14 protein-coding genes and 1 pseudogene are annotated in these 19851 nt (G+C 66.4%); 7 read left to right on the forward strand and 8 right to left on the reverse strand.

The window, feature by feature from the left end:
* Positions 1-239: 239 nt before the first annotated feature.
* Positions 240-3050: a valine--tRNA ligase gene (locus NO366_RS10740; protein WP_382274096.1), complete on the forward strand. Its 2811-nt coding sequence runs from the start codon at positions 240-242 to the stop codon at positions 3048-3050.
* A 175-nt stretch (positions 3051-3225) separates the two neighbouring features.
* A complete protein-coding gene (locus tag NO366_RS10745) occupies positions 3226-3582 on the forward strand; it encodes a DUF7344 domain-containing protein (RefSeq protein ID WP_256530792.1) in 357 nt (118 codons plus the stop codon).
* A 32-nt stretch (positions 3583-3614) separates the two neighbouring features.
* On the opposite strand, the gene NO366_RS10750 is transcribed toward NO366_RS10745, so the two are convergent.
* The gene (locus NO366_RS10750) at positions 3615-4295 is read right to left on the reverse strand and encodes a DUF1405 domain-containing protein (protein WP_256530793.1); all 681 of its coding nucleotides are present in this window, start codon (positions 4293-4295) and stop codon (positions 3615-3617) included.
* 88 nt (positions 4296-4383) lie between these two features.
* A complete protein-coding gene (locus NO366_RS10755; RefSeq protein ID WP_256530794.1) occupies positions 4384-5493 on the reverse strand; it encodes an outer membrane protein assembly factor BamB family protein in 1110 nt (369 codons plus the stop codon).
* Positions 5494-5757: 264 nt separating this feature from the next.
* Here NO366_RS10755 and pdxS point away from each other — a divergent pair, with 264 nt between their 5' ends.
* Positions 5758-6669, forward strand: a complete 912-nt coding sequence (gene pdxS, locus NO366_RS10760) for a pyridoxal 5'-phosphate synthase lyase subunit PdxS (protein WP_256530795.1) — start codon at positions 5758-5760, stop codon at positions 6667-6669.
* 6 nt (positions 6670-6675) lie between these two features.
* On the opposite strand, the gene NO366_RS10765 is transcribed toward pdxS, so the two are convergent.
* Positions 6676-7566, reverse strand: coding sequence for a homoserine kinase (locus NO366_RS10765; RefSeq protein WP_256530796.1), 891 nt, complete (start codon positions 7564-7566; stop codon positions 6676-6678).
* Positions 7567-7803: 237 nt separating this feature from the next.
* On the opposite strand from NO366_RS10765, the gene NO366_RS10770 reads away from it, so the two are divergent.
* Positions 7804-8841 carry a glycosyltransferase family 2 protein gene (locus NO366_RS10770; protein WP_256530797.1) on the forward strand — a complete coding sequence of 346 codons (1038 nt, stop codon included), beginning with the start codon at positions 7804-7806 and terminating at the stop codon, positions 8839-8841.
* Positions 8842-9143: 302 nt separating this feature from the next.
* A complete protein-coding gene (locus NO366_RS10775; RefSeq protein WP_256530798.1) occupies positions 9144-10478 on the forward strand; it encodes an O-antigen ligase family protein in 1335 nt (444 codons plus the stop codon).
* A gap of 49 nt (positions 10479-10527) precedes the next feature.
* Here NO366_RS10775 and NO366_RS10780 read toward each other — a convergent pair whose 3' ends face one another.
* Positions 10528-11142 (reverse strand): PIG-L deacetylase family protein, encoded by a 615-nt coding sequence (locus NO366_RS10780; RefSeq protein ID WP_256530799.1) that lies wholly within the window; start codon positions 11140-11142, stop codon positions 10528-10530.
* Between the two features lie 60 nt (positions 11143-11202).
* Positions 11203-11877: an HAD family hydrolase gene (locus NO366_RS10785; RefSeq protein ID WP_256530800.1), complete on the reverse strand. Its 675-nt coding sequence runs from the start codon at positions 11875-11877 to the stop codon at positions 11203-11205.
* A 186-nt stretch (positions 11878-12063) separates the two neighbouring features.
* Between NO366_RS10785 and NO366_RS10790 the strand changes: the two genes are divergently transcribed.
* Entirely contained in the window at positions 12064-13143 is a 1080-nt protein-coding gene (locus NO366_RS10790; protein ID WP_256530801.1) for an ATP-grasp domain-containing protein, read from the forward strand.
* A gap of 251 nt (positions 13144-13394) precedes the next feature.
* Here NO366_RS10790 and NO366_RS10795 read toward each other — a convergent pair.
* Positions 13395-14375, reverse strand: a pseudogene (locus NO366_RS10795) (O-antigen ligase family protein); the annotation flags it as partial.
* 552 nt (positions 14376-14927) lie between these two features.
* Positions 14928-16493, reverse strand: coding sequence for a helicase HerA domain-containing protein (locus NO366_RS10800; RefSeq protein ID WP_256530802.1), 1566 nt, complete (start codon positions 16491-16493; stop codon positions 14928-14930).
* Positions 16494-16616: 123 nt separating this feature from the next.
* On the opposite strand from NO366_RS10800, the gene NO366_RS10805 reads away from it, so the two are divergent.
* A complete protein-coding gene (locus NO366_RS10805) occupies positions 16617-17099 on the forward strand; it encodes a hypothetical protein (protein WP_256530803.1) in 483 nt (160 codons plus the stop codon).
* A gap of 383 nt (positions 17100-17482) precedes the next feature.
* On the opposite strand, the gene NO366_RS10810 is transcribed toward NO366_RS10805, so the two are convergent.
* Complete coding sequence (locus NO366_RS10810; RefSeq protein WP_256530804.1) at positions 17483-19735, reverse strand: NADP-dependent malic enzyme; 2253 nt, start codon at positions 19733-19735, stop codon at positions 17483-17485.
* Positions 19736-19851: the final 116 nt, after the last annotated feature.

The following is a 19851-nucleotide window of genomic DNA, read 5'->3' on the forward strand; positions in this document are numbered from 1 at the left end:
GCCGTTCCGACTCGTTCGATGTCGACCGATCATGGCTCGATTCTCGCCGCTACGCGCCCATATAGGTTCGTTCGTGTCCAGCGACCTGGGACTACCTCGACGCGAAACACCTAACAGGACCGAGCGTGAGGACCACACATGGACGAATCCGTCACCGAATGCCGGTTCGACGGGTCCCGCGGCGCCGTCCTCGTAGGGGCCGTCTAGGCCCACCACCCTGCCCCGTTTCGACGGATGTATTGTCGCCGACTGAAATACGACGAACAACGACCAGTATCACCGATGTTCCCACACGATACCGACATCCCGTCGCGATCGATGGAGACGCACCGACGACGCCCACTTCGGGCGGTGAGACCATGACAGGCACTGCGGAGGAGCACACGGACGAGGCCGAAGCGCACACGCCCGAACTCGACGGGGAGTACGACGCCGACGCCATCGAATCCCACTGGCAGCGCCGGTGGGTCGAGACGGACACGTACGCCTACGAGGGCGACCCGGAACAGGATCCCAACACCGTCTATGCGATCGACACGCCGCCACCGACAGTCTCGGGGAGCCTGCACATGGGCCACCTCTACGGGCACACGTTGCAGGACTTCGCGGCCCGGTTCCAGCGGATGGCCGACGGCGACGTCCTCTTTCCGTTCGGCTACGACGACAACGGTATCGCCTCCGAACGGCTGACTGAGGACGAACTCGACATCCGTCACCAGGACTACGAGCGCCAGGAATTCCAGGACCTCTGTCGCGACGTCTGTCAGACGTACGAGGCCGAGTTCACCGAGAAGATGCAGGGGCTCGGCACCTCGATCGACTGGAACCGTACCTACAAGACGATCGAGCCGCGCGTCCAACGCATCTCTCAGCTCTCCTTCCTCGACCTCTACGAGAAGGGCCGAGAGTACCGAAAGAAGGCGCCGGCGATCTGGTGTCCCGAGTGCGAGACGGCGATCTCGCAGGTCGAAGTCGAGGACGACGAGCGTGGCTCGCACTTCAACGACATCGCGTTCGACATAGCGAGTAGTGGGACAGACCGCGACGAGTTCGTCATCTCGACGACGCGCCCGGAACTGATTCCGGCCTGCGTCGCGGTCTTCGTCCATCCCGAGGACGATGCTAATCGGGATCTGATCGGCGAGACGGCCCGCGTCCCCATCTTCGGGCACGAGGTACCGATCATCGAAGACGAGCGGGTCGACATGGAGAAGGGCAGCGGCGTCGTCATGTGCTGTACCTTCGGCGACCAGAACGACATCGAGTGGTACCAGGCACACGACCTCCCGCTGCGCGTCGCCATCGACGAGACTGCGACGATGACCGACCTCGCGGACGACTACGAGGGTCTCTCGACCGAGGAAGCGCGCGAGGCCATCGTCGAGGACCTGGACGAGGCGGGCGCGCTCCGCGATCGGTGGGAGATCACCCACGCCGTCGGCGTCCACGAGCGGTGTGACACGCCCGTCGAGTACCGCGTCTCCAAGCAGTGGTACGTCGAGATTCTGGATCACAAGGACGAGTACCTAGAGGCCGGCCGGGAGATGGACTGGTACCCCGAGAAGATGTTTACGAGGTACAAACACTGGATCGAGGGGCTGGAGTGGGACTGGCTCATCTCCCGCCAGCGCGATTCGGGGATCCCGTTCCCGGTCTGGTACTGTACAGAGTGCGATCACCCGATCATGGCCGACAAGGCGGACCTGCCGGTCGATCCGCTCTCGGACGACCCACCGGTCGAGGCCTGTCCCGAGTGTGGTAACGAGGAATTCGAACCAGAAGAGGACGTCTTCGACACGTGGGCGACCTCGTCGCTGACGCCGTTGATCAACGCCGGCTGGGATTGGACGGAAAACGCTAGTGAGGCTGGTGATGGCGCCTTCACCATGGACCACCCGGAACTCTACCCGTTCGACCTCCGCCCGCAGGGCCACGATATCATCTCGTTCTGGCTGTTCCACACGGTCATCAAGTGTTACGAGCACACCGGCGAGGTCCCCTTCGAGGCGACGCTGATCAACGGTCACGTCCTGGACGAGAACCGCGAGAAGATGTCCAAGTCGCGGGGCAACGTAGTAGCCCCTGACGAAGTGATCACGGAGTACCCTGTCGACGCCATCCGCTTTTGGGCGGCCAGCGCCGCGGTCGGCGACGACTTCCCGTATCAGGAGCAGGACCTCCGCGCGGGCGAGAAACTCCTGCGCAAGCTCTGGAACGCCTCGAAGCTCGTCGACAGCCTCGCCCCGGCCGACCCTGACGAGCCGGCGGAACTCGCACAAATCGACCGCTGGCTGCTGGCCGAGCTCGACGACGCAATCGCGGACCTGACGGCCCACTTCGACGCTCACGAGTACGCGAAGGCCCGCGACCGTCTGCGGACGTTCTTCTGGAACACGTTCTGTGACGACTACCTGGAAATTGCGAAAGAGCGTGCCGACGATCCCTCTACGCAGTACGCGCTGCGGATGGCCCACCGGACCTTCCTCGAGCTGTGGGCGCCGTTCCTCCCGCACCTCACAGAAGAGATCTGGCAGTCGGTGTACGCATCCGAATCGTCGTCGATCGACGAATCGAGTGTCCACCGCCGCGCGTGGCCCTCGCCGCGTGGCCACGAGGCGGACCTGGACGCCGGCGAAACCGCGATGGCCGTCATCTCCGCGCTCAGGCGCTACAAGAGCGAAAACCAACGCCCGCTGAATAGCGAACTCGATCGGGTCTCCGTCCACGGCGCGGTCGACGGGTTCGAAGCGGCGATCGCGAACGTCATGCACGTCGCGGAACTCGACGTGCTCGAGTCTGCGCCGGAGATCTCGACCGAAATCGCGTCGATCGACCTCGACTACGCCACGCTGGGACCGGCGTACGGCTCGGCGGTCGGCGATATCGACGCGGCGATCGACGCCGGCGAGTTCGACGTGAGTGACGACGGGCGCCTTCTCGTCGCGGGTGAGGAACTCGCCCCTGACCTGTTCGAGATCGAACGCGAGCGAGCCTACGACGGTCCCGGCGAGATGCTCGAAGCGGACGAGGCGATCGTCATCGTCGAGTAGCGCCTCCGTCTGTCGTCGACACCCCGGGGCCCTCGCGCCGTTCGTATCCGATCTATTATTGAAACCGTTTGTTACATCCGATAGTAATAGTTATACCGTTCCCGTGAGACGTTCGAGTCGTACGCGAGCGAACCGTGTACGAACGATACCCGCCGACAGCCGCTCATCCAGGACAATGAACGCTCCCGTCGACCACCGAGGACAGATCAGCATCGACCCCGACTTTCCCCTGCCCGTCGCGGTGGACCTCCTCTCGAACCGTCGCCGTCGTCGGGTGATCGAGGTCCTCACGACCCATCCCGAGTCGCTGACGCTCGACGAGTTGGCCGGTACGCTCGTCGACGACGAGACACTGCCAGTCGACTGCGTCGAGACGCTCCGGATCGAACTGCACCACAGTCACCTTCCGAAACTCGCAGACCTGGGAGTGATCGGATACGACAGGGAGACACACCGCATCCGGCGCCTCGCCGGTCTCTCGAGCCTCGTTCCACTGCTCGAGGTCGTCATGGCCACCGAGAACGGTGGCTGAGCCGTTCCCGATCGGGCCAGGGCTTCCCGCAGTTAAGACGGCGTTCTCGCCGCGTAGACGTGTATCGAGAGTGCCGTGTAGACGGCAAGCAGGGTGAGGACCGTGGCTCCGGCGGCCGCGATCCCGTGTGCGTCACCACCGAGAGCGACGGGTTCGTTCGGGGCGACGGGGAGCGCGGTGTGGTGTGGGTCACCGACGATCGGGACGAAGTAATCGACGAGCAGGTTCGTCCCGTACCAGCCGAGCGCGATCCCGATGCCCCCGATCGAGAAGTCGCTGATCCGGTGGAGCACCAGCGCCTGGACGGCCATCGCGAGGTGACTCCAGAACAGGAACCCGTACATCAGCGGGTGGAGGTACGAGAAGGAATCGGAAAAGACCAGCAGCGTGAACGGTGTCCACAGGCCGTAGGTCAGGTTGCCGAAGAACGCGAGCGCGGTGAGCCAGGGGCGTTCCCGGCCGAGTTTCCAGGCGCCGATCGCGAGCGCGATCAACAGCGTCGCGACCGGACTGTCGGGGACGAACGGCCACATCACCGCCGGCGTCTCGACGAACTGGTACCGGTAGTACCAGAAGCCGAAGGCCGTCCCCGCGAGGTTGACCGCGACGATCGGCCAGGCGAGGCGCAGGCCGAGGTCCTCGACTCGCTCCGGCACCGGTGCGAGCCACCGGGGAAGAGACGTCCGGCGCGACTGTTCGGTGGCGGCTGCCATCGATTCCTGCATCTCGGCGGATCCGCAAAGAGGTAGCGGTTCGGGCCGATCGAACGTCGGGTGCGGGCCGTCGGCGATGGAACCGCCGCTACGGGAGTTCGTACCGGCTCACCATCGTTCGCTCCGCTGCGACGACGCCGTCGTCCATCGCGGCGTGGGCGAACTTCGTGTTCGTCCCGGTCGAGCGGGCACGGAGCGTCCCGTCTCGATCGAGGACCAGGACGGCGTACCCCGACGATCCCACGACGATCCGATCGTCGACGAGCCTCGGATCCGTGTAGACGGCCCCGCCGAAGTCGTCGCCGTCGGTGTGCCAGAGACGGTCGCCGCTCGTTCGATCGAACGCGTACATGTCCCGGATCGCCGCGACGTAGACCCGATCGTCGTCGACGGCCGGCGTCGTCCAGGAGTCGAACGCGTCGGTCTCCCACTCGATTCGGCCCGTTTCGAGGTCGAGGGCTGTGACGCCCCTCTCGAAGACGGGAACGTAGGCCCGGTCGCCGTCGACCGCGGGACGCTCCGCGACGGCCCCGTCGAGGGCGCGCCACAACTGCGTTCCGTCGGTCCGATCGAAACACCGGAGTCCGTCCTCACAGGGGACGTACACGCGACCTCCGGTCAGCGCCGGCGACAGGTCCGCGTGCCGGTCGAGCCTGGTCGAACCAGCTGTCCGGATCGATTTCGACCACGAAATCTCCCCCGTCGCCCGATCGAGGAGGGCGACGGCCTCGTCGGTCTGGATCGCGATCCGGTCGCCGTCGGCGATCGGCGCGAAGGGGGCGCCGCCGGGGAGTTTCGTCTCCCACTCGACGCCCGCCTCGGGATCGATACTGTACAGCGTCCCCACGCCCGCGAGTTCGGTCGGCACGAGGAGTCGACCGGCCAATTCGTCGACGGCCGGGTTCGCCGTGACGTCTCTGGACGGCGGGGAGCCGAGGACCGAATCGAGCAGCGCCCGCCGATCGTCGGGAGTGTCGACGGGAATCTCGTGGAGGTCGTGACCGTCGTCGACGTACACCGCATCGCCGAGCACGCGAGGCGCTGTGTTCGGTGACCCGGGAGTTACACTGGCTGTCCAGCCTGTTTCCAGTTCGGGGACGGTACGAGCAGTGGGCGAATCGGCGATCATCGAGCAGCCGGCGATCAGTGACGATCCGAGCGTGGCCAGCGCCGCCCGTCGCGATCGGTCGATCGTCATCGTGTACGAGGATGACGCCGCGTGGGTTTCCGGTCGATCATAGCCGTCTGGACGGTACCGGACGTGATTCGGGGGAGGGCATTTCGTCCAGCCCTCGACTCGCAAAATATATGGCTGTTTCGACGATCGAACACCGACACCGCTCTCTCAATCCCCGCAGTCGCGCTGCCGGTGGTCTCACCGCACGTACATCCCGGTGGATTCGCCACACGTCGATTTGACGGAATGGATACGCGTAAGTGAAGCGGGGCCGAACCCCGTCGTATGACCCAGACAGCGACCGATCTGGAGGATCTCCGACGGGGAACCGAACTGGTCAAGCGCGGTTTCGCACAGATGCAGAAGGGCGGCGTCATCATGGACGTCGTGAACCCGGAACAGGCGCGTATCGCGGAGGACGCGGGCGCCGTCGCGGTGATGGCCCTGGAGGCCGTCCCCGCGGACATCCGAAAGCGCGGCGGCGTCGCGCGCATGGCCGACCCCGGCGACGTGACCGAGATCATCGACGAGGTGTCGATCCCGGTGATGGGAAAGGCCCGCATCGGCCACACGAAGGAAGCCCAGATCCTGGAGGCGACGGGTGTCGACATGATCGACGAGTCGGAGGTACTCACGCCGGCCGACGACGCCTACCACATCGACAAGCGCGACTTCACCGCGCCGTTCGTCTGCGGCGCGCGCGACCTGGGCGAGGCGCTGCGCCGGATCGACGAGGGCGCGGCGATGATCCGCACGAAGGGCGAGGCCGGCACCGGCGACGTCAACCAGGCCGTCCACCACCAGCGGACGATCAAGGGCGCCATCCGCGAACTCGCGGGGATGACCCACGAGGAACGCGAGGCCTACGCCCGGGACATCGAGGCTCCCTCTGACCTCGTCCACGAGACCGCGGAGATGGGTCGCCTCCCGGTCGTCAACTTCGCCGCCGGCGGCATCGCCACGCCCGCCGACGCGGCGCTCATGATGCACCACGAGTGCGACGGTATCTTCGTCGGCAGCGGCATCTTCGGCGCCGAGAACCCGCGGGCGATGGGCGAGGCCATCGTCGAGGCCGTGGCAAACTGGGACGACCCCGAGACGCTCGCCGAGATCGCCACGAACGTCGGCGCGGGCATGAAGGGCGACGCCAACGTCGACCTGTCGGAAGAGGAGAAGCTGCAGGGCCGCGGCGTTTGAATCCGGTCACCACGCACTTCTGGTGACGACTTCCGCTCCCCTGCCGACGTTCGTCTGGTACGCTCTACTCTCGATACCCCGATCGGCGAACGCGTCGACCATAGCCGAGGCCACGGCTCGTCTCGTTCCCTCCCGGCAGACGGCGAGGACGGCAGGACCCGCCCCGCTCACCGTCACGCCCGTCGCTCCGGCGAGACGGGCCGCTTCGCGGACCTCGTCGTAGCCGTCGATCAACGCGGACCGCGTCGGCGTGACGACGGTGTCGGCCATCCCCTGGCCGACGAGTTCGGGATCGTCCCGTGCGATACCGGCCGTGAGTGTGGCGGCGGAGCCGACGGTGTCGACGAGGTCGTCGATCGAGAGGGTCGACGGGACGACGGCCCGCGCGTCTCTGGTCGAGACGACGATCTCGGGCAGGCAGGCGACGAGCGAGAGCGAGGCCTCGAGCGTCGTGATCCCATCCGGCGTAACGATGGTGAACCCGCCGAGGATCGCGGGGGCGACGTTGTCCGCGTGGGCGTCCCCGGAGACGACGGCTTCACCCTCCGCAGCGACGCGGACGAGTTCCTCCGGATCCGTCTGTAGCCCGTACAGTGTATCGAGCGCGACGGCGGCTCCGGCGGCGCTCGCGGCGGACGACCCCAGCCCAGAGGAGGGTCTGACCCCTTTGTCGATCGTAATCGACGCCGGTGCGTCGAGGGCGTCCGCGACGGCGCCGACGGTGTTGTCCCGTGGGTCCTCCGGGACGTACTCGCTGCCGACGCCTTCGACCGTGATCGTGGTCTCGTCGGCCGCCTCGACGTGGATCACGTCGGCCGGTCGACCGAGGGCGAGTCCGAATACGTCGTACCCGCTCCCGAGGTTCGCGCTCGTCGCCGGCGCCCGGACCGTGACCATGTGAAGACTCGTCGCAGGCGTCCCAAAAAGGTAGCGGGCGGCACGTGACACGTCACTGTCCGAACGCAGCCGCCGAACCGGTAATCAGACGCTCGACAGCCTCCCGCCACTGACGCCGGTGGCTTTCTCCTCGTATCGTCGTACCGAGCGCGTACCGCAGGTGATCCGGCACAGTACTTTGTCCGTCGCCGTCGTCGCCTATCGCGACGGACGACGGCTGCGTCCGATCGAATCGAAATGACTTCGCCGCTCGCACCGTCCAGGCGTTCGCCGACCGAGGTAGCGACGCGGTACGCAACGACCGACCGATCGACCGATCGCGAGCTCGTCTCCGTCGTGATACCGACACACGACCGTCCCGCACGCCTCCGCCGGGCGATCCGTAGCGTCGCCGCTCAGACCTACGGACCGATCGAACTGATCGTCGTCGACGACGCCTCCTCGCCACCCGTGTCGGACGATATCGACCGCGTCGCCGCCCGCGTCGATCGGTTCGAACGCCACCGGTTCGTCACGAACCGGGGCGGCGCGGCCGCCAGAAACGCCGGTATCGAGGAGTCGTCCGGCGAATTCATCGCGTTCCTGGACGACGACGATCGCTGGGATCCGGCCAAGCTGGAACGACAGGTTCCCCGGTTGCGCGCCGCACCCGACGACGTCGGCGTGGTCTACACGAGCGTGGTACAACTCGATTCAGACGGCGAGGTGAACGCCGTGACGGCCGCGACCGAATCGGGTGACCTCACCCACCGATTGCTTCGCCGGAACGTCGTCGGGACGGTTTCGTCAGTACTCCTTCGGTCGGACGCCGCAGCCGCAGTCGGCGGGTTCGACGAGCGCTTTCCAAGCTGGCAAGACTGGGCGCTGTACCTCCGCCTCTCGAAGCGATACCGGTTTCTCGCGCTAGACGAACCGCTCGTCGTCCGTCACAATGCGGGGGCCGGACAGGTAAGCGGCGACTACGAGACCAAGCGTGACGAGACGGCGCCCCTGTTCAGACGAACCTTTCGACCGCTGGCTGCGCGCGAGGGCACCGACGATGCCAGGCTATTCGACGCCTTCGTCGAGTACCACCTGGGGCAGGCCGCGATCCGGGCGGAGTCCTATTCGGCGGCGAGGCGGCACTTCGCCGCCGCGACCCGTCTCGCTCCCCGGTCGCTACTGTTTCCGTTGGCACTGGCGTCGGTCGCCTGCGGGCGGGCCACCTACGAACCGCTCGAACGGCTCGCGACCGTCCTCCCCCTTCGACGGGCGAAGCGCGCGCTCCAGCGCTGAACCGACCGTTCGACGGGTGCTGCGGTTCGCCGCCCACCGAGGGATGTCGACGTTCACCGCTCACCGACGAACGTCGCTGTTCACGACGTATTGACGGATGTCACCGTTCGCCGCTCACCGACGAATGTCGCTGTTCACGACGTATTGACGGATGTCGACGTTCACTGCTCACCGACGGAGGTAGCGGCCTACCACCCACCGACGGCCGAGTACAACCGCCTCGTCTCGCGTACACCCTGCCTACTCGCCCACCGAGGGGAAGGATTTACTCGTGGGCCGTGGTAGGGTGGCGGAATCGCTGCATGGACTCGTTTCACGCTGGGCTCGGGCCGGGGAACGCGTCGCCGAGCGAGACGGCTACCGACCGCCGTCCGTTCCTGGTGATGCTGGTGGCGTTCTCGCTGTTTCCGTCGGTCTACGTCGGTGCCGATCGCCTAGCAGTCGTCGAGTCGCTCTCCCCGGTCAATCCGTACTATGTCGTGATCGTCGGCGCGACCGTTGCCGCCGTTCTGGCGTTCTTCCGCGACGGGGACCGGTACTCCCTCTCGCTGCTCGTCCTCCTCGCCGCGGTGGCCTTCGTTGCCTGGGCGACTTTGAGTCTCCAGTGGACCGTCGGTACCGGCGCGTACCCCCGATACAAGCTGGTTCGGATGATCGTCTTCGACACGCTCTTGCTCTGGTTCGGACTCGTCGTGGCACTGTCGCGCCGCCGGCTGGTCGCGTTCGGACTGGTGATGGGGCTCGTCGGTGCGTGGCTCGCCGCCGAGGCGGTGTACGCGGGGACGATCCTCGAGACGGACGCCTTCGCGACCGTCGGTTCGGAGTCGTACCTCACCCACGGCCGGGCGATCGGGTTCGCCGTCCCGCTCTGTCTGTACGTTTTCGGTTCGTCTGCTCGGTTCGCCGTTCGGTTGCTCGCCGGCGTCCTGGCCCTCGCCGGGATCGTCGGCGTGCTCGCGGCCGGCGGCCGTGGTCCGTTCGTCGCGCTAGTCGTCGCCCTCGCCGTATTCGTCGGGATCGAATTCAGTTCGGCCCTCTTCGATCGACGCACGGACCGTCGGGGCGTCTTCGCCGCGGGCGGGGCGACCGCCACCGTGACCGTCGCGGCCGTCCTCGTCGTACGTGCCGCCGGATGGACTCCGTGGACGATCCGGCGACTCGTGATCGTCTTCCGCGATTCGGCGACGGAGACGCGCCTGTTCATGCTCCGAGAGGCGTTCGGTTTCTGGCTCGAGCGCCCCCTCGTCGGCCACGGCATCGGGAGCTACGCGGTGCTGACCGAGACCGTCCACGAGTACCCACACAACGTCGTCGTCGAGACGCTCGCCGAGCTCGGTCTCGTCGGCTTCGCGCTCGCGTGTCTGGTCGTCGTTCCCCCCGTCGTCGTCACTGTCCTCGCCAGATTTCGAGGTGGCGACGCGCTGTACAGCGCTGCCCTCGCCGTCTTCGTCTTCGCCTTCGTCAACGCCTGCTTCTCGTTCGACCTCCAGTCGAATCGGCAACTCTTCTTCGCGATCGGCCTGCTGTCGATCGCGTGGACGGACTCGATGCGGGAGCCCCACACGGGGGTAGCCGATGTGATGCAGGGCGTGACACACACGATGGCGGCGGCATCGAACCGACTACGCGACCGGTGACAGTGTCTCGGTGACGGCCCTGTGTTCGTCGGCTTCGATCGACTCGCCGTCACCAGGTGTCGATAGACCGGACGACCGCGAACCCCTCGGCGAACGACCGATTCGCCTGGCGCCCACGCACCCGGGCGAGCCCCCTGATCGTCCCGTCGTTTATGTACGTCTTGTCCGTCTGGCTCTCGTGAACGCGGATGGCGTCGAGTTTCGCCTCGAGGTGTGACTCCGTCAGCGGAACCACGTGTCTCGGCGTGAACGTCGGTCGCGTCGAGTACGTTTCGTACGCGTAGACACTCCCCTCGCGTCTCGTCGCCGAGAGGGTCGCCCGCGCGCAATTTCGATGATCCTGATGGGTATCTTCTCGCGCGTGGACGTACACGCGATCCGCGTCGAGATCGGTCACGTGGCGTTCGATCGCATCGACGACCCGGCCGTCGTCGGTCAGTCCGGTGTCGGTGAACTCGAGAAACCGGACGTCTTCGACGCCGAGCGTTCGCGCCGACTCGACGGCTTCGTCGCGTCTCGCGTCTGCGGGATCCCGACAGCCGGCGGCACCGTCGGTGGCGATCAGGTGCGTCACGTCGTCTCCACGTTCGACGTGGCGAGCGATCGTTCCCCCGACCCCAATCTCGACGTCGTCGGGATGGGCCCCGATCGCGAGCACGCGCATACCTGGCACGCGGTGGCTCGGACCGTAAATTTGCCCGGTCGTTCGCCCCATAGTGCGTCGTTACTCGCGAGCCCGGGGAATCGCCCCGATCGATTCGAGCACCTCCGGGAGCCGGCGGAGTTCGTCGACGACCGCCGTCGGCTCGTGCGTCGGCGAATTCACAGGGCGGGACCGATCCGTCCCGCGAATCCACACCGTCAGCGCGCCGAGTTCGGCTGGCCATCGTAGATCCAGTTCCGGTCTGTCACCCACGAAGATACTCTCGTGGGGCTCGACGCCCAGTTCGTCGTAGAACACGGAGAACGCCTCGCGCTGACGTTTCGACAGGTCCCGATCGGGCGTGACGACGACCGCGTCCACGAACGTGTCGAGACCAAGCCGTTCGAGTTTCGAGCGACCCCGACGGCCGCCGGTGAGCACCCCAATCCGACAGATTCGTCCGAGCGACTGCAGGACAGATTCGGCTCCCGGGGCTGGGTCAAGCGGAGCGGTCGACCCGTGATACGCTTCGATCAGCGCTGGCACGTACGCAGGGTCCAGGCCCTGTTCTCGACAGACGACATCGAACGTCCGGTCCGTAATTCCACGTTCGAAATACGCGTCAGCGAACGCGTCCCGAAGGTCGCGGCCCGTCTCCCGTGCGAGGTACGACGCCGCGGCGTCGAATCCCTGCCGGACGTACTGGCGATCGTCGAACAGCGTTCCGTCGAGATCGAACCCGATCGCCCGGCGCATGGCGATGGACACCCCGACGAACCCGATACGGTTCCGGCTTGCACGTGCAGGACTGGTATAGACGATCGGATCCGATGCCCCCATCCGGAGTAGCTGCGGCCTACGGAACGCCATCGGAAACGACTGAATCCGACGGCGCGTCGACGGTCCACACGCTAATGGTCGTCGGCGTGGTGGCCCGTCACCATGGCGAGGGTACTCGTGACCGGCGTCGGGGGTGTCGGCGGTGCATCGACGGCCCGCTGGTTTCGCGACCGGACCGGACACACGCCCGTCGGTGTGGATATGGATCCACGGGCGAGGGGCTTCCTGGACCTGGCGGAGTGGACGACGGTCCCGCCCGCAGCCGACGACGACTGGCCCGGAACGGTCGCGTCGGTCGTCGCGCGTCGCGACGTGGACGTCGTGGTTCCACTCGTCGACGAGGAACTGACCCGGCACTCCGACCTGCGAGCCGCCCTTCCGTCCGCGGTTCCGATCGTCGCACCGACCGTTTCGACCATCGAGCGGACGCTCGACAAGCGACGATTCGCCCGCTGGATCGACGGGACCGACCTCCCAGCGCCGCGGACCGTCTGCCCGACGAGCAGCACGGATCTCTCGGCACTCGACGTCGCGTATCCCGCCGTGGTCAAGCCCCGCCTGGGCCACGGCAGCCGAGGCGTCTCCAGGGTCGCCTCACTCGACGACCTCAGGACGTCCCTCGCCTACCACGACTTCGATCCGGCAGACGTCGTGGTGCAGGAAGCCATCGAGGGTCGGGAGTTCACGACCAGTGTCGTCGCGACGACCGGAGGGGACTGCCTGTCGATCGTCACGAAGGAGGCCGTAGAGAAGGACGGCAACACCACCTGGGGCGTCACCCGGTCGAACGACGCCGTCGCAAGCGCGTGCCGCGACCTTCACGACCGTCTCGATCCCCGGGGACCGATCAACGTCCAGCAACTCGTCGACGCCCGAACAGGCGAGGCCTACATCGTCGAGGTCAACCCCCGATTCTCGTCGACGGCCATACTCACGGCTCGCGCCGGCGTCGACGAACTGGACCTGCTCGTCCGGGACGCCCTCGACGAATCGATCTCACCACCACCGTCGCCACGTCCGGGCGTCCACCTCATCCGTACGAACCGGGATCACCTCGTTCAGGAGGAGTGTACAACGCCGTCCGAATCGACGGGGTGGGTCGCCAACTCCGATGCGACCCCGGCCGATCTGGTCGACGGCGGACGACGAGCGCCGTCTTCGTCCGACGCCGATACTGCGTGAGAACGGGGCTCCACCGACCCACCACCGGCCTGCGAACGGGTCACCCTCACGGGGTCGGTCTCGGCCGGCATCTCGTGTGCGGCGACGACCAGGACGAGCACGAGCCAGTTCATCGGATTGTTGTAGAGCATCGCGACCGGGCCGAATACGGCAAAGACGCCGAGAACGGCGGCGGACGCGACCGTCGGGCCGGGGTTTCTGGCCACCGTCACCACCAGAACAGAAACGACGAGGCCCGCGACGAGTAGCCCAATCGTGCCGAGCTCGACGGCGACACCGACGATCGCGCTGTGCGGATCGGCCCCCATCGGCGGTTCGGTGACTGCGCCGAACGCGCCGGCTCCGACGCCGAGTAGCGGCCGCTCGCGAAACGCCGCCAGGCCGACCGCCCAGATCGCGGTCCGGCCACCGGCAGTTCCGAGTTCGCTGTCCACGACCGGCAGCCGGTATCCCAGAAGTCCGATCGAGGCGACCGTCCGGACGACGGCGACGACCGACCCGACGACGAGTACGCCGACGATCGCCTGACCCCTATCGAGTGGCACGTCCCACTCGCGTCGCGCCAGCCCGATCAGACCGACCACCACGAGCACGAGAGACCCGATCAGTCCCTGGCGGGATCCAGTCGCGAGCACCACGAACGGAACGACCGAAAGGTACGCGACGTTGACGGAGCCGAGGACGCCGGTGCGAAACCGGGTCGAGGAGCACAGCAGGCCGCCGGCGAAGGGGACGGCCACGAGGACCCACCGAGCGAGCTCGTTCGCGTTGATCCCCGCGAGCTCGCGTCGACTGTATTCTGTCCCCTGCTGCAGCAAGTCGACCAGCCCGGCACCGCCGACGACGAACGTGCCGAGGACGAGCGCCTGAGCGACGAGAGCCAGCCGGCGCCGCGTATCGAGCAGGTTCCAGGCCACGACGACGAGCGCGAGCGTGTACCCGAGCGTCGCGAGCCGCCGAAGGGTGCGCCCCCCGTCGATCGTCCACGCCAGACTCGACGCCGACAGCGCCACGAAGAGACCGAACGCGAGGTGAAACGGGTGGACCCGCCTGACCGACCGGGACGAGACGGTCAGCACCACCCAGGACCCGATCAGCCCGACGCCGAGCACCGACCCGACCGACACCCCGGGCGCCACCGTCAGCGCGTGTCGCCACGGCTGAACGAACACGAACCCGACGAGGAGCGCGAAGACGGGCGATTCACCGCGTCGACGCTCTTCGGCTGCCATGCCGTGGACTCACCACCACCGGGGAGAAAAAAGCCCCCGACCGATCGACTCGTCCAGCGGAGTCGCTCGCGTGGACGAACCGTCTGCTGCCCAGCACGACGTCGACCCTCGCGATCGGTGCCGGGACCGGCGTCGACGCAGGTCGCCTCGCCGCGAGTCGGTGTCTGTTTGTGCGGCCAGGACGCGACCAACTGCCGCGCCGCACCGTCGGACTGCGGCCGATATCGGCGCCGATCTGGCGGTTCCCTGTGGTGTCCGTCGACACAGATCGGCGCCGTAGCAGACATCGGTACCGTCCCGGCCACCGGTACCGTCCCATACATCGGTACAATCCCGGCCTCCGGTACCGTCCCAGCCACCGGTACCGTCCCATACATCGGTACAATCCCAGCCTCCGGTACCGTCCCAGCCACCGGTACGGTCCTATACAGCGCCACCGTCCCAGCCATCGACTTCCGATACCAGGTATCGGCTACGTACCCGTCGAATCTGTATTGCAGTGACCCACTCGGTCGCTAGAACAACCCGGAACCGACTCGTGCCGAACCGCCGTCACATGGTTCGGTACTGATTCAACCCCAGCAGAATCGCGACCCCGAGGAGCACGTACAGCAAGACCACGGTGCCCATCGCGAGTCCAGTACCGACCCGTCGTTCGACCCGACCCGGCGATCCTCGTCGATAGGTTCCGAACGCCGTCTGTCGGACCCGAACGCACACGGCCGTGTATCGCCGTCGCAACGACCCGTAGAGGACGGCGTTCGCGTCCGCGAGGAGTCCGTACGCGTAGACGATGAACTGACCGACCTCCCAGAGCGGATCGTACTCGTCCGGGTCGTCGAGGGCCGCCCGTCGACGCCGGGAGGCGGTCTCGCCCCCGGTGGAGTCGTCCGTCACCGGTTCCGATCGATCGGGCGTCGCTCTCTGGGCTGAGTCGGTCGTCGTTCCGGCCTGCCCGGCGCCCTCGACAGTCCCCGTCGCCTGGACGGTCGCCGGATCCACATCCAGCGGTTCGACCGTCCGCTCGGCCGCTTCGGATCCACTGTCGCGCTCCTCGTCGAACGTCTCCGATGCCTCCTGGAGCGACGGCTGTCGCGGCTCGATATCGACGTCGCTCAGGTCCCAGTTACTCGATCGGTCCTGCGGCGTCCCCTCGTCCCGCTCACGGTCGCCGGCCTCACCGTCGTCGGCACCCGACCCGACGTCGGGATCGTCGGTCGGATCTGCGGACTCATCGGCCGTCTCGGAGCTCCCCTCCGGGTCGTCGGGTGCATCCGCCCCATCGTCAGTCACGTGATCTTCGCGTGCGGACGGCGGGCCGTAGGCATCCTCGAGCGTGGGGGTCGACCCCTTGTCGATCGTCTTCTTCCGACGGAACTGCACGCGGGAGATCTTCTCGTCCCAGTCGGTCATGACGAGGGCTTCTCCGTCGTCCAGCGACTGGACGCTCTCCGAGGCGTCGCCGCCCAGGATTCGACCCGCTACCTTCGTGTCGTTCTCCCAGGTGAGGCGGTGCCAGACCAGCCAGTCACACTGGGTGATGTAATCCTTCGCGACCGCCGCCGGTCGCTGGGACATGGCGACGATGCCGAGTCCGCGCTTGCGACCGCGCTTTGCGATCCGGACGAGCATCTTGTGGACGTCGTCGCCACCGCCCCGTTCGGGGATGAACTCGTGGGCCTCCTCGACGAACAGCAAGAACGGCTTCTGGTGTTGCTTCTCCGCGACGAAGAGCTCCCTGACCACCGCGTGGATCACGTCCTCGGCCACTTCCTCGTCCATGTAGCCAGAGACGTCGAGGATGATCGGGACGTTCTCCTCCAGTGCGAGGTCGGCGATCAACGGCGCGTCCTCGGCCGTGATCTCGCGGTCGCACTGGTCGTCGCCACCGACCTGGAGCAGTTCGTAGCGCTCTTTGAGCGCCGCGTACTCGCCGTCCGTGTCGATTATCAGCAGTCCGAGCCCCCGATCGAGCAGTTCCTCGGCGACGACGCTCGCCGTGTTGGACTTGCCGCTGCCGGACTTCCCGGTGACGAACCCGCGGCCCGTCAGGACCTCGTTGATGGGCAGCGAGTAGCCCTTCTCCGAGACGGGGAACCGCTCGATCGATTCGGCCATACCTATCGGTTCTCGCTATGTAGCCACCCCATATATGTTTCCCGTCCGATCGTCGACCGGTCGCTACGATCGACTGTCACCACTTCCTCAACGTTTTTGGGGGAGTACCGTCGTGAGTAGGGCATGAACACGGATCGCATCGCCGACCTCCTGGCTAGCCGGGCCGTTCTCACCGTCGCGTCGTCGACGGTCCTCCTCACGCTCGCGTTCGTCGGCGTCGCCGTCGTCGTCGAGGGGCAGATCGTCGGCGACGTCTCGACCCGTCTCCCGGTATACGTCCTCGTCTTCGCCCTCGGCTTCATCGTCTCCCTGTTGAAACTCGACAACCGCAACCGCGACGGTATGCAGATCCTCATCGCCACCGCAGGGATCGGTACCGTCGCCGCCCTGCTGGTCGGTCTCGCCACCGAAGGCGCCGTCTACCTCGTCGATAGCCCCGAAGCGCTCCTCCACCGCGGCCTGATCGTCGTCTTCCTCGCCGCCGGCATCATCTGCACCGGTCTCGGTATCTGGGGCGTCCGCCACTGGCGCGAGTTCGTCGGCCCCAACGCCTACACTCGATCGAAACCCGCCAACGACGGCGGGATGAACGACGCGTACAAGTGACGACTCCGAACGGCCGATACGACACCCTCTGAATCGGGCTCCTCGCGACTCACTCCGTTCCCCGCTCGTACACCCGCGGTTCTCGCTCGCTACGCTTGTTCCGAACCGCGCTACTCCTTCACGGCTCACTGCGTTCGCCGTTCCGGTACGAGGGTTTCGCTCCCGTTGGTCGCTCAACCCTCGCTACTCACGGTTCGCTCCGCTCACCGTTCGTCAAATCGCGGTTCTCGCTCGCTACGCTTGTTCCGAACCGCGCTACTCCTTCACGGCTCACTGCGTTCGCTGTTCCGGTACGAGGGTTTCGCTCCCGTTGGTCGCTCAACCCTCGCTACTCGCGGCTTCGCCGCTCGTCTATCCGAGGCTCTCACTACGTTCGACCCTCGCTACTCTTGCGCATCGACAACCGCAACCCCGGCCAGGTTGACGATATCCTTGACCTCGTCGCCACGTTGCAACACGTGAACGGGCTCGTCCATTCCGACCAGCATCGGCCCGATCGCGTCGGCGCCGCCCAGGCGCTGGAGGAGTTTGTACCCGATGTTACTCGCCTCCAGGTTGGGGAAGACGAGGACGTTCGCGGGTTCGTCTAGCTCCGAAAAGCCGTAGGTCCCTTCGAGGATGTCCTCGACGACGGCCGTGTCTGCCTGCATCTCGCCGTCGACGGGGAAGTCGACGTCGGGATCGTCGCGGAGCATTCGGGCCGCGTGTCGCGGTTTTCGGGTCCCCTCGTTGTCGACGCTGCCGAAGTTGGAGTACGACAGCAAGGCGGCGCGCGGTTCGACGTTGAACCGGCGGGCGAGGTTGGCGGTCTGCTGGGTGACCTCGGCGAGGACCTCGGCGTCGGGGTCCATGTTCACCGTCGCGTCGGCGATGAAGATCACGCGGTTCTTGAACGTGAGGAGGTAGACACCGGCGACGTGGTCGACGTCGTCGGCCGTCCCGATCACCTGCAGCGGCGGGCGCAGTGCGGACGGGTAGTGGTGCATGAGGCCCGTGAGGAGCGCGTCGGCGTCTCCCTCTTCGACCATCACGCTGCCGAAGAAGTTCGTATCGCGACGGATGCGATCCTCGGCCTCGGAGCGAGTCAGCCCCTTGCGCTTTCTGAGTTCGTAGAGCCGATCGACGTACGCCTCGTAGTCTCCCGCCATCGGATCGGCGACGGTCGGCTCGAAGTCGAGGCCGAGATCGGCCGCCGTCTCGGTGATCGCTCCCTCCTCTCCGATGAGGATCGGCTCGGCGATCCCCTGTTCTGCGAGCTGGTAGGCCGCGCGAATCATCTTCTCGTCGTCGCCCTCTGCGAGCGCGACCCGTTTGGGATCGCTCTTGGCCTTGTTGAGGACGACGCGCATCATCTCACGAGACTTGCCGAGGCGGGCCTCGAGTTCGGCCTCGTACTCGTCGAGATCGATATCGACGCGGGCGGCGCCGGAGGCGACGGCCGCTTCGGCGACAGCCGGGGCGACCCGGAAGAGCACCCGCGGATCGACCGGCTTCGGGATGATGTACTCGGGGCCGAACTGAAGCGGTTCGTCGCCGTAGGCCTTGACGACCGCGTCGGGGACGTCCTCGCGCGCCAGATCGGCCAGCGCGCGGGCGGCGGCGACCTTCATTTGCTCGTTGATGTCCGTCGCGCGCACGTCGAGCGCGCCGCGGAAGATGAACGGGAAGCCAAGCACGTTGTTGACCTGATTGGGGTAGTCAGAGCGCCCGGTCGCCATGATGACCGAGTCGTCTCGAGCGTCCTTCGCGTCGGGATACGTGATCTCGGGATCCGGATTGGCCATCGCGAAGATGATGGGGTTCGCGGCCATGGATCGGACCATCTCCTGACTCACGATGCCAGCGACCGAGAGGCCGACCAGGACGTCCGCGCCGTCCACTGCGTCTGCGAGCCCTCCCTCCGGTGTATCGCGCGCGAACTGTCGCTTGTACCCGTTGACGTCGCCGCTCTCTGCGCGCGCCTCGGTGATGATCCCCGAGGAGTCACACATCGTGATGTTCGCTTCCTTGCAGCCGAGCGAGACGTAGAAGCGCGCCGTCGCTATCGCGCTCGCGCCCGCGCCCGAAAAGACGATCTCTAAGTCTTCGAGATCCTTCCCGGCAACGTCGGCTGCGTTGAGCAGCGCCGCACCGGAGATGATCGCCGTTCCGTGCTGGTCGTCGTGGAAGACGGGGACGTCCATCCCCTCGCGGAGGCGCTCCTCGATCGTGAAACACTCGGGCGCGGCGATGTCCTCTAAGTTGATCCCGCCGAACGTCGGTTCCATCATCGCGACGGCCTCGACGAACCGATCGGGGTCGTCGGTGTCGAGTTCGAGATCGAAGACGTCGATGTCGGCGAATCGCTTGAAGAGGACCCCTTTCCCTTCCATCACGGGTTTGGACGCCTGGGCACCGATGTCACCGAGTCCGAGTACGGCCGAGCCGTTCGAGACGACGCCGACGAGATTGCCCTTCGCAGTGTAGGTGTAGGCGTCGGTTTCGTCCTCGTGGATATCCATACACGGTGCCGCGACGCCGGGCGAGTACGCGAGCGAGAGATCTCGCTGCGTGTTCGTCGGCTTCGTCGTGGAGATCTCTATCTTTCCCGGAGGGTCCAGTCGGTGATAGTCGAGTGCGTCCTCGTCGAGTCCCATACCCCGACACTGACGCGGCCACGTACAAATGTGTGAGGATCAGGACGGACGAGACGTCGCCTTCTCTAGGTGTCCCGACCCGCTCGATCCGTCATCTCCCGGCGCACGCGGAACGC

This window comes from Halovivax cerinus, assembly GCF_024498195.1.
Classification (GTDB): Archaea; Halobacteriota; Halobacteria; order Halobacteriales; family Natrialbaceae; genus Halovivax; species Halovivax cerinus.

What these genes read in the sequence shown, in the direction of transcription:
- NO366_RS10745 (WP_256530792.1), top strand. Translation starts at nt 3,226, where the DNA reads ATGAACGCTCCCGTCGACCACCGAGGACAGATCAGCATCGACCCCGAC.
- NO366_RS10750 (WP_256530793.1), bottom strand. Translation starts at nt 4,295, where the DNA reads ATGGCAGCCGCCACCGAACAGTCGCGCCGGACGTCTCTTCCCCGGTGG.
- NO366_RS10755 (WP_256530794.1), bottom strand. Translation starts at nt 5,493, where the DNA reads ATGACGATCGACCGATCGCGACGGGCGGCGCTGGCCACGCTCGGATCG.
- pdxS (WP_256530795.1), top strand. Translation starts at nt 5,758, where the DNA reads ATGACCCAGACAGCGACCGATCTGGAGGATCTCCGACGGGGAACCGAA.
- NO366_RS10765 (WP_256530796.1), bottom strand. Translation starts at nt 7,566, where the DNA reads ATGGTCACGGTCCGGGCGCCGGCGACGAGCGCGAACCTCGGGAGCGGG.
- NO366_RS10770 (WP_256530797.1), top strand. Translation starts at nt 7,804, where the DNA reads ATGACTTCGCCGCTCGCACCGTCCAGGCGTTCGCCGACCGAGGTAGCG.
- NO366_RS10775 (WP_256530798.1), top strand. Translation starts at nt 9,144, where the DNA reads ATGGACTCGTTTCACGCTGGGCTCGGGCCGGGGAACGCGTCGCCGAGC.
- NO366_RS10780 (WP_256530799.1), bottom strand. Translation starts at nt 11,142, where the DNA reads ATGCGCGTGCTCGCGATCGGGGCCCATCCCGACGACGTCGAGATTGGG.
- NO366_RS10785 (WP_256530800.1), bottom strand. Translation starts at nt 11,877, where the DNA reads ATGCGCCGGGCGATCGGGTTCGATCTCGACGGAACGCTGTTCGACGAT.
- NO366_RS10790 (WP_256530801.1), top strand. Translation starts at nt 12,064, where the DNA reads ATGGCGAGGGTACTCGTGACCGGCGTCGGGGGTGTCGGCGGTGCATCG.
- NO366_RS10800 (WP_256530802.1), bottom strand. Translation starts at nt 16,493, where the DNA reads ATGGCCGAATCGATCGAGCGGTTCCCCGTCTCGGAGAAGGGCTACTCG.
- NO366_RS10805 (WP_256530803.1), top strand. Translation starts at nt 16,617, where the DNA reads ATGAACACGGATCGCATCGCCGACCTCCTGGCTAGCCGGGCCGTTCTC.
- NO366_RS10810 (WP_256530804.1), bottom strand. Translation starts at nt 19,735, where the DNA reads ATGGGACTCGACGAGGACGCACTCGACTATCACCGACTGGACCCTCCG.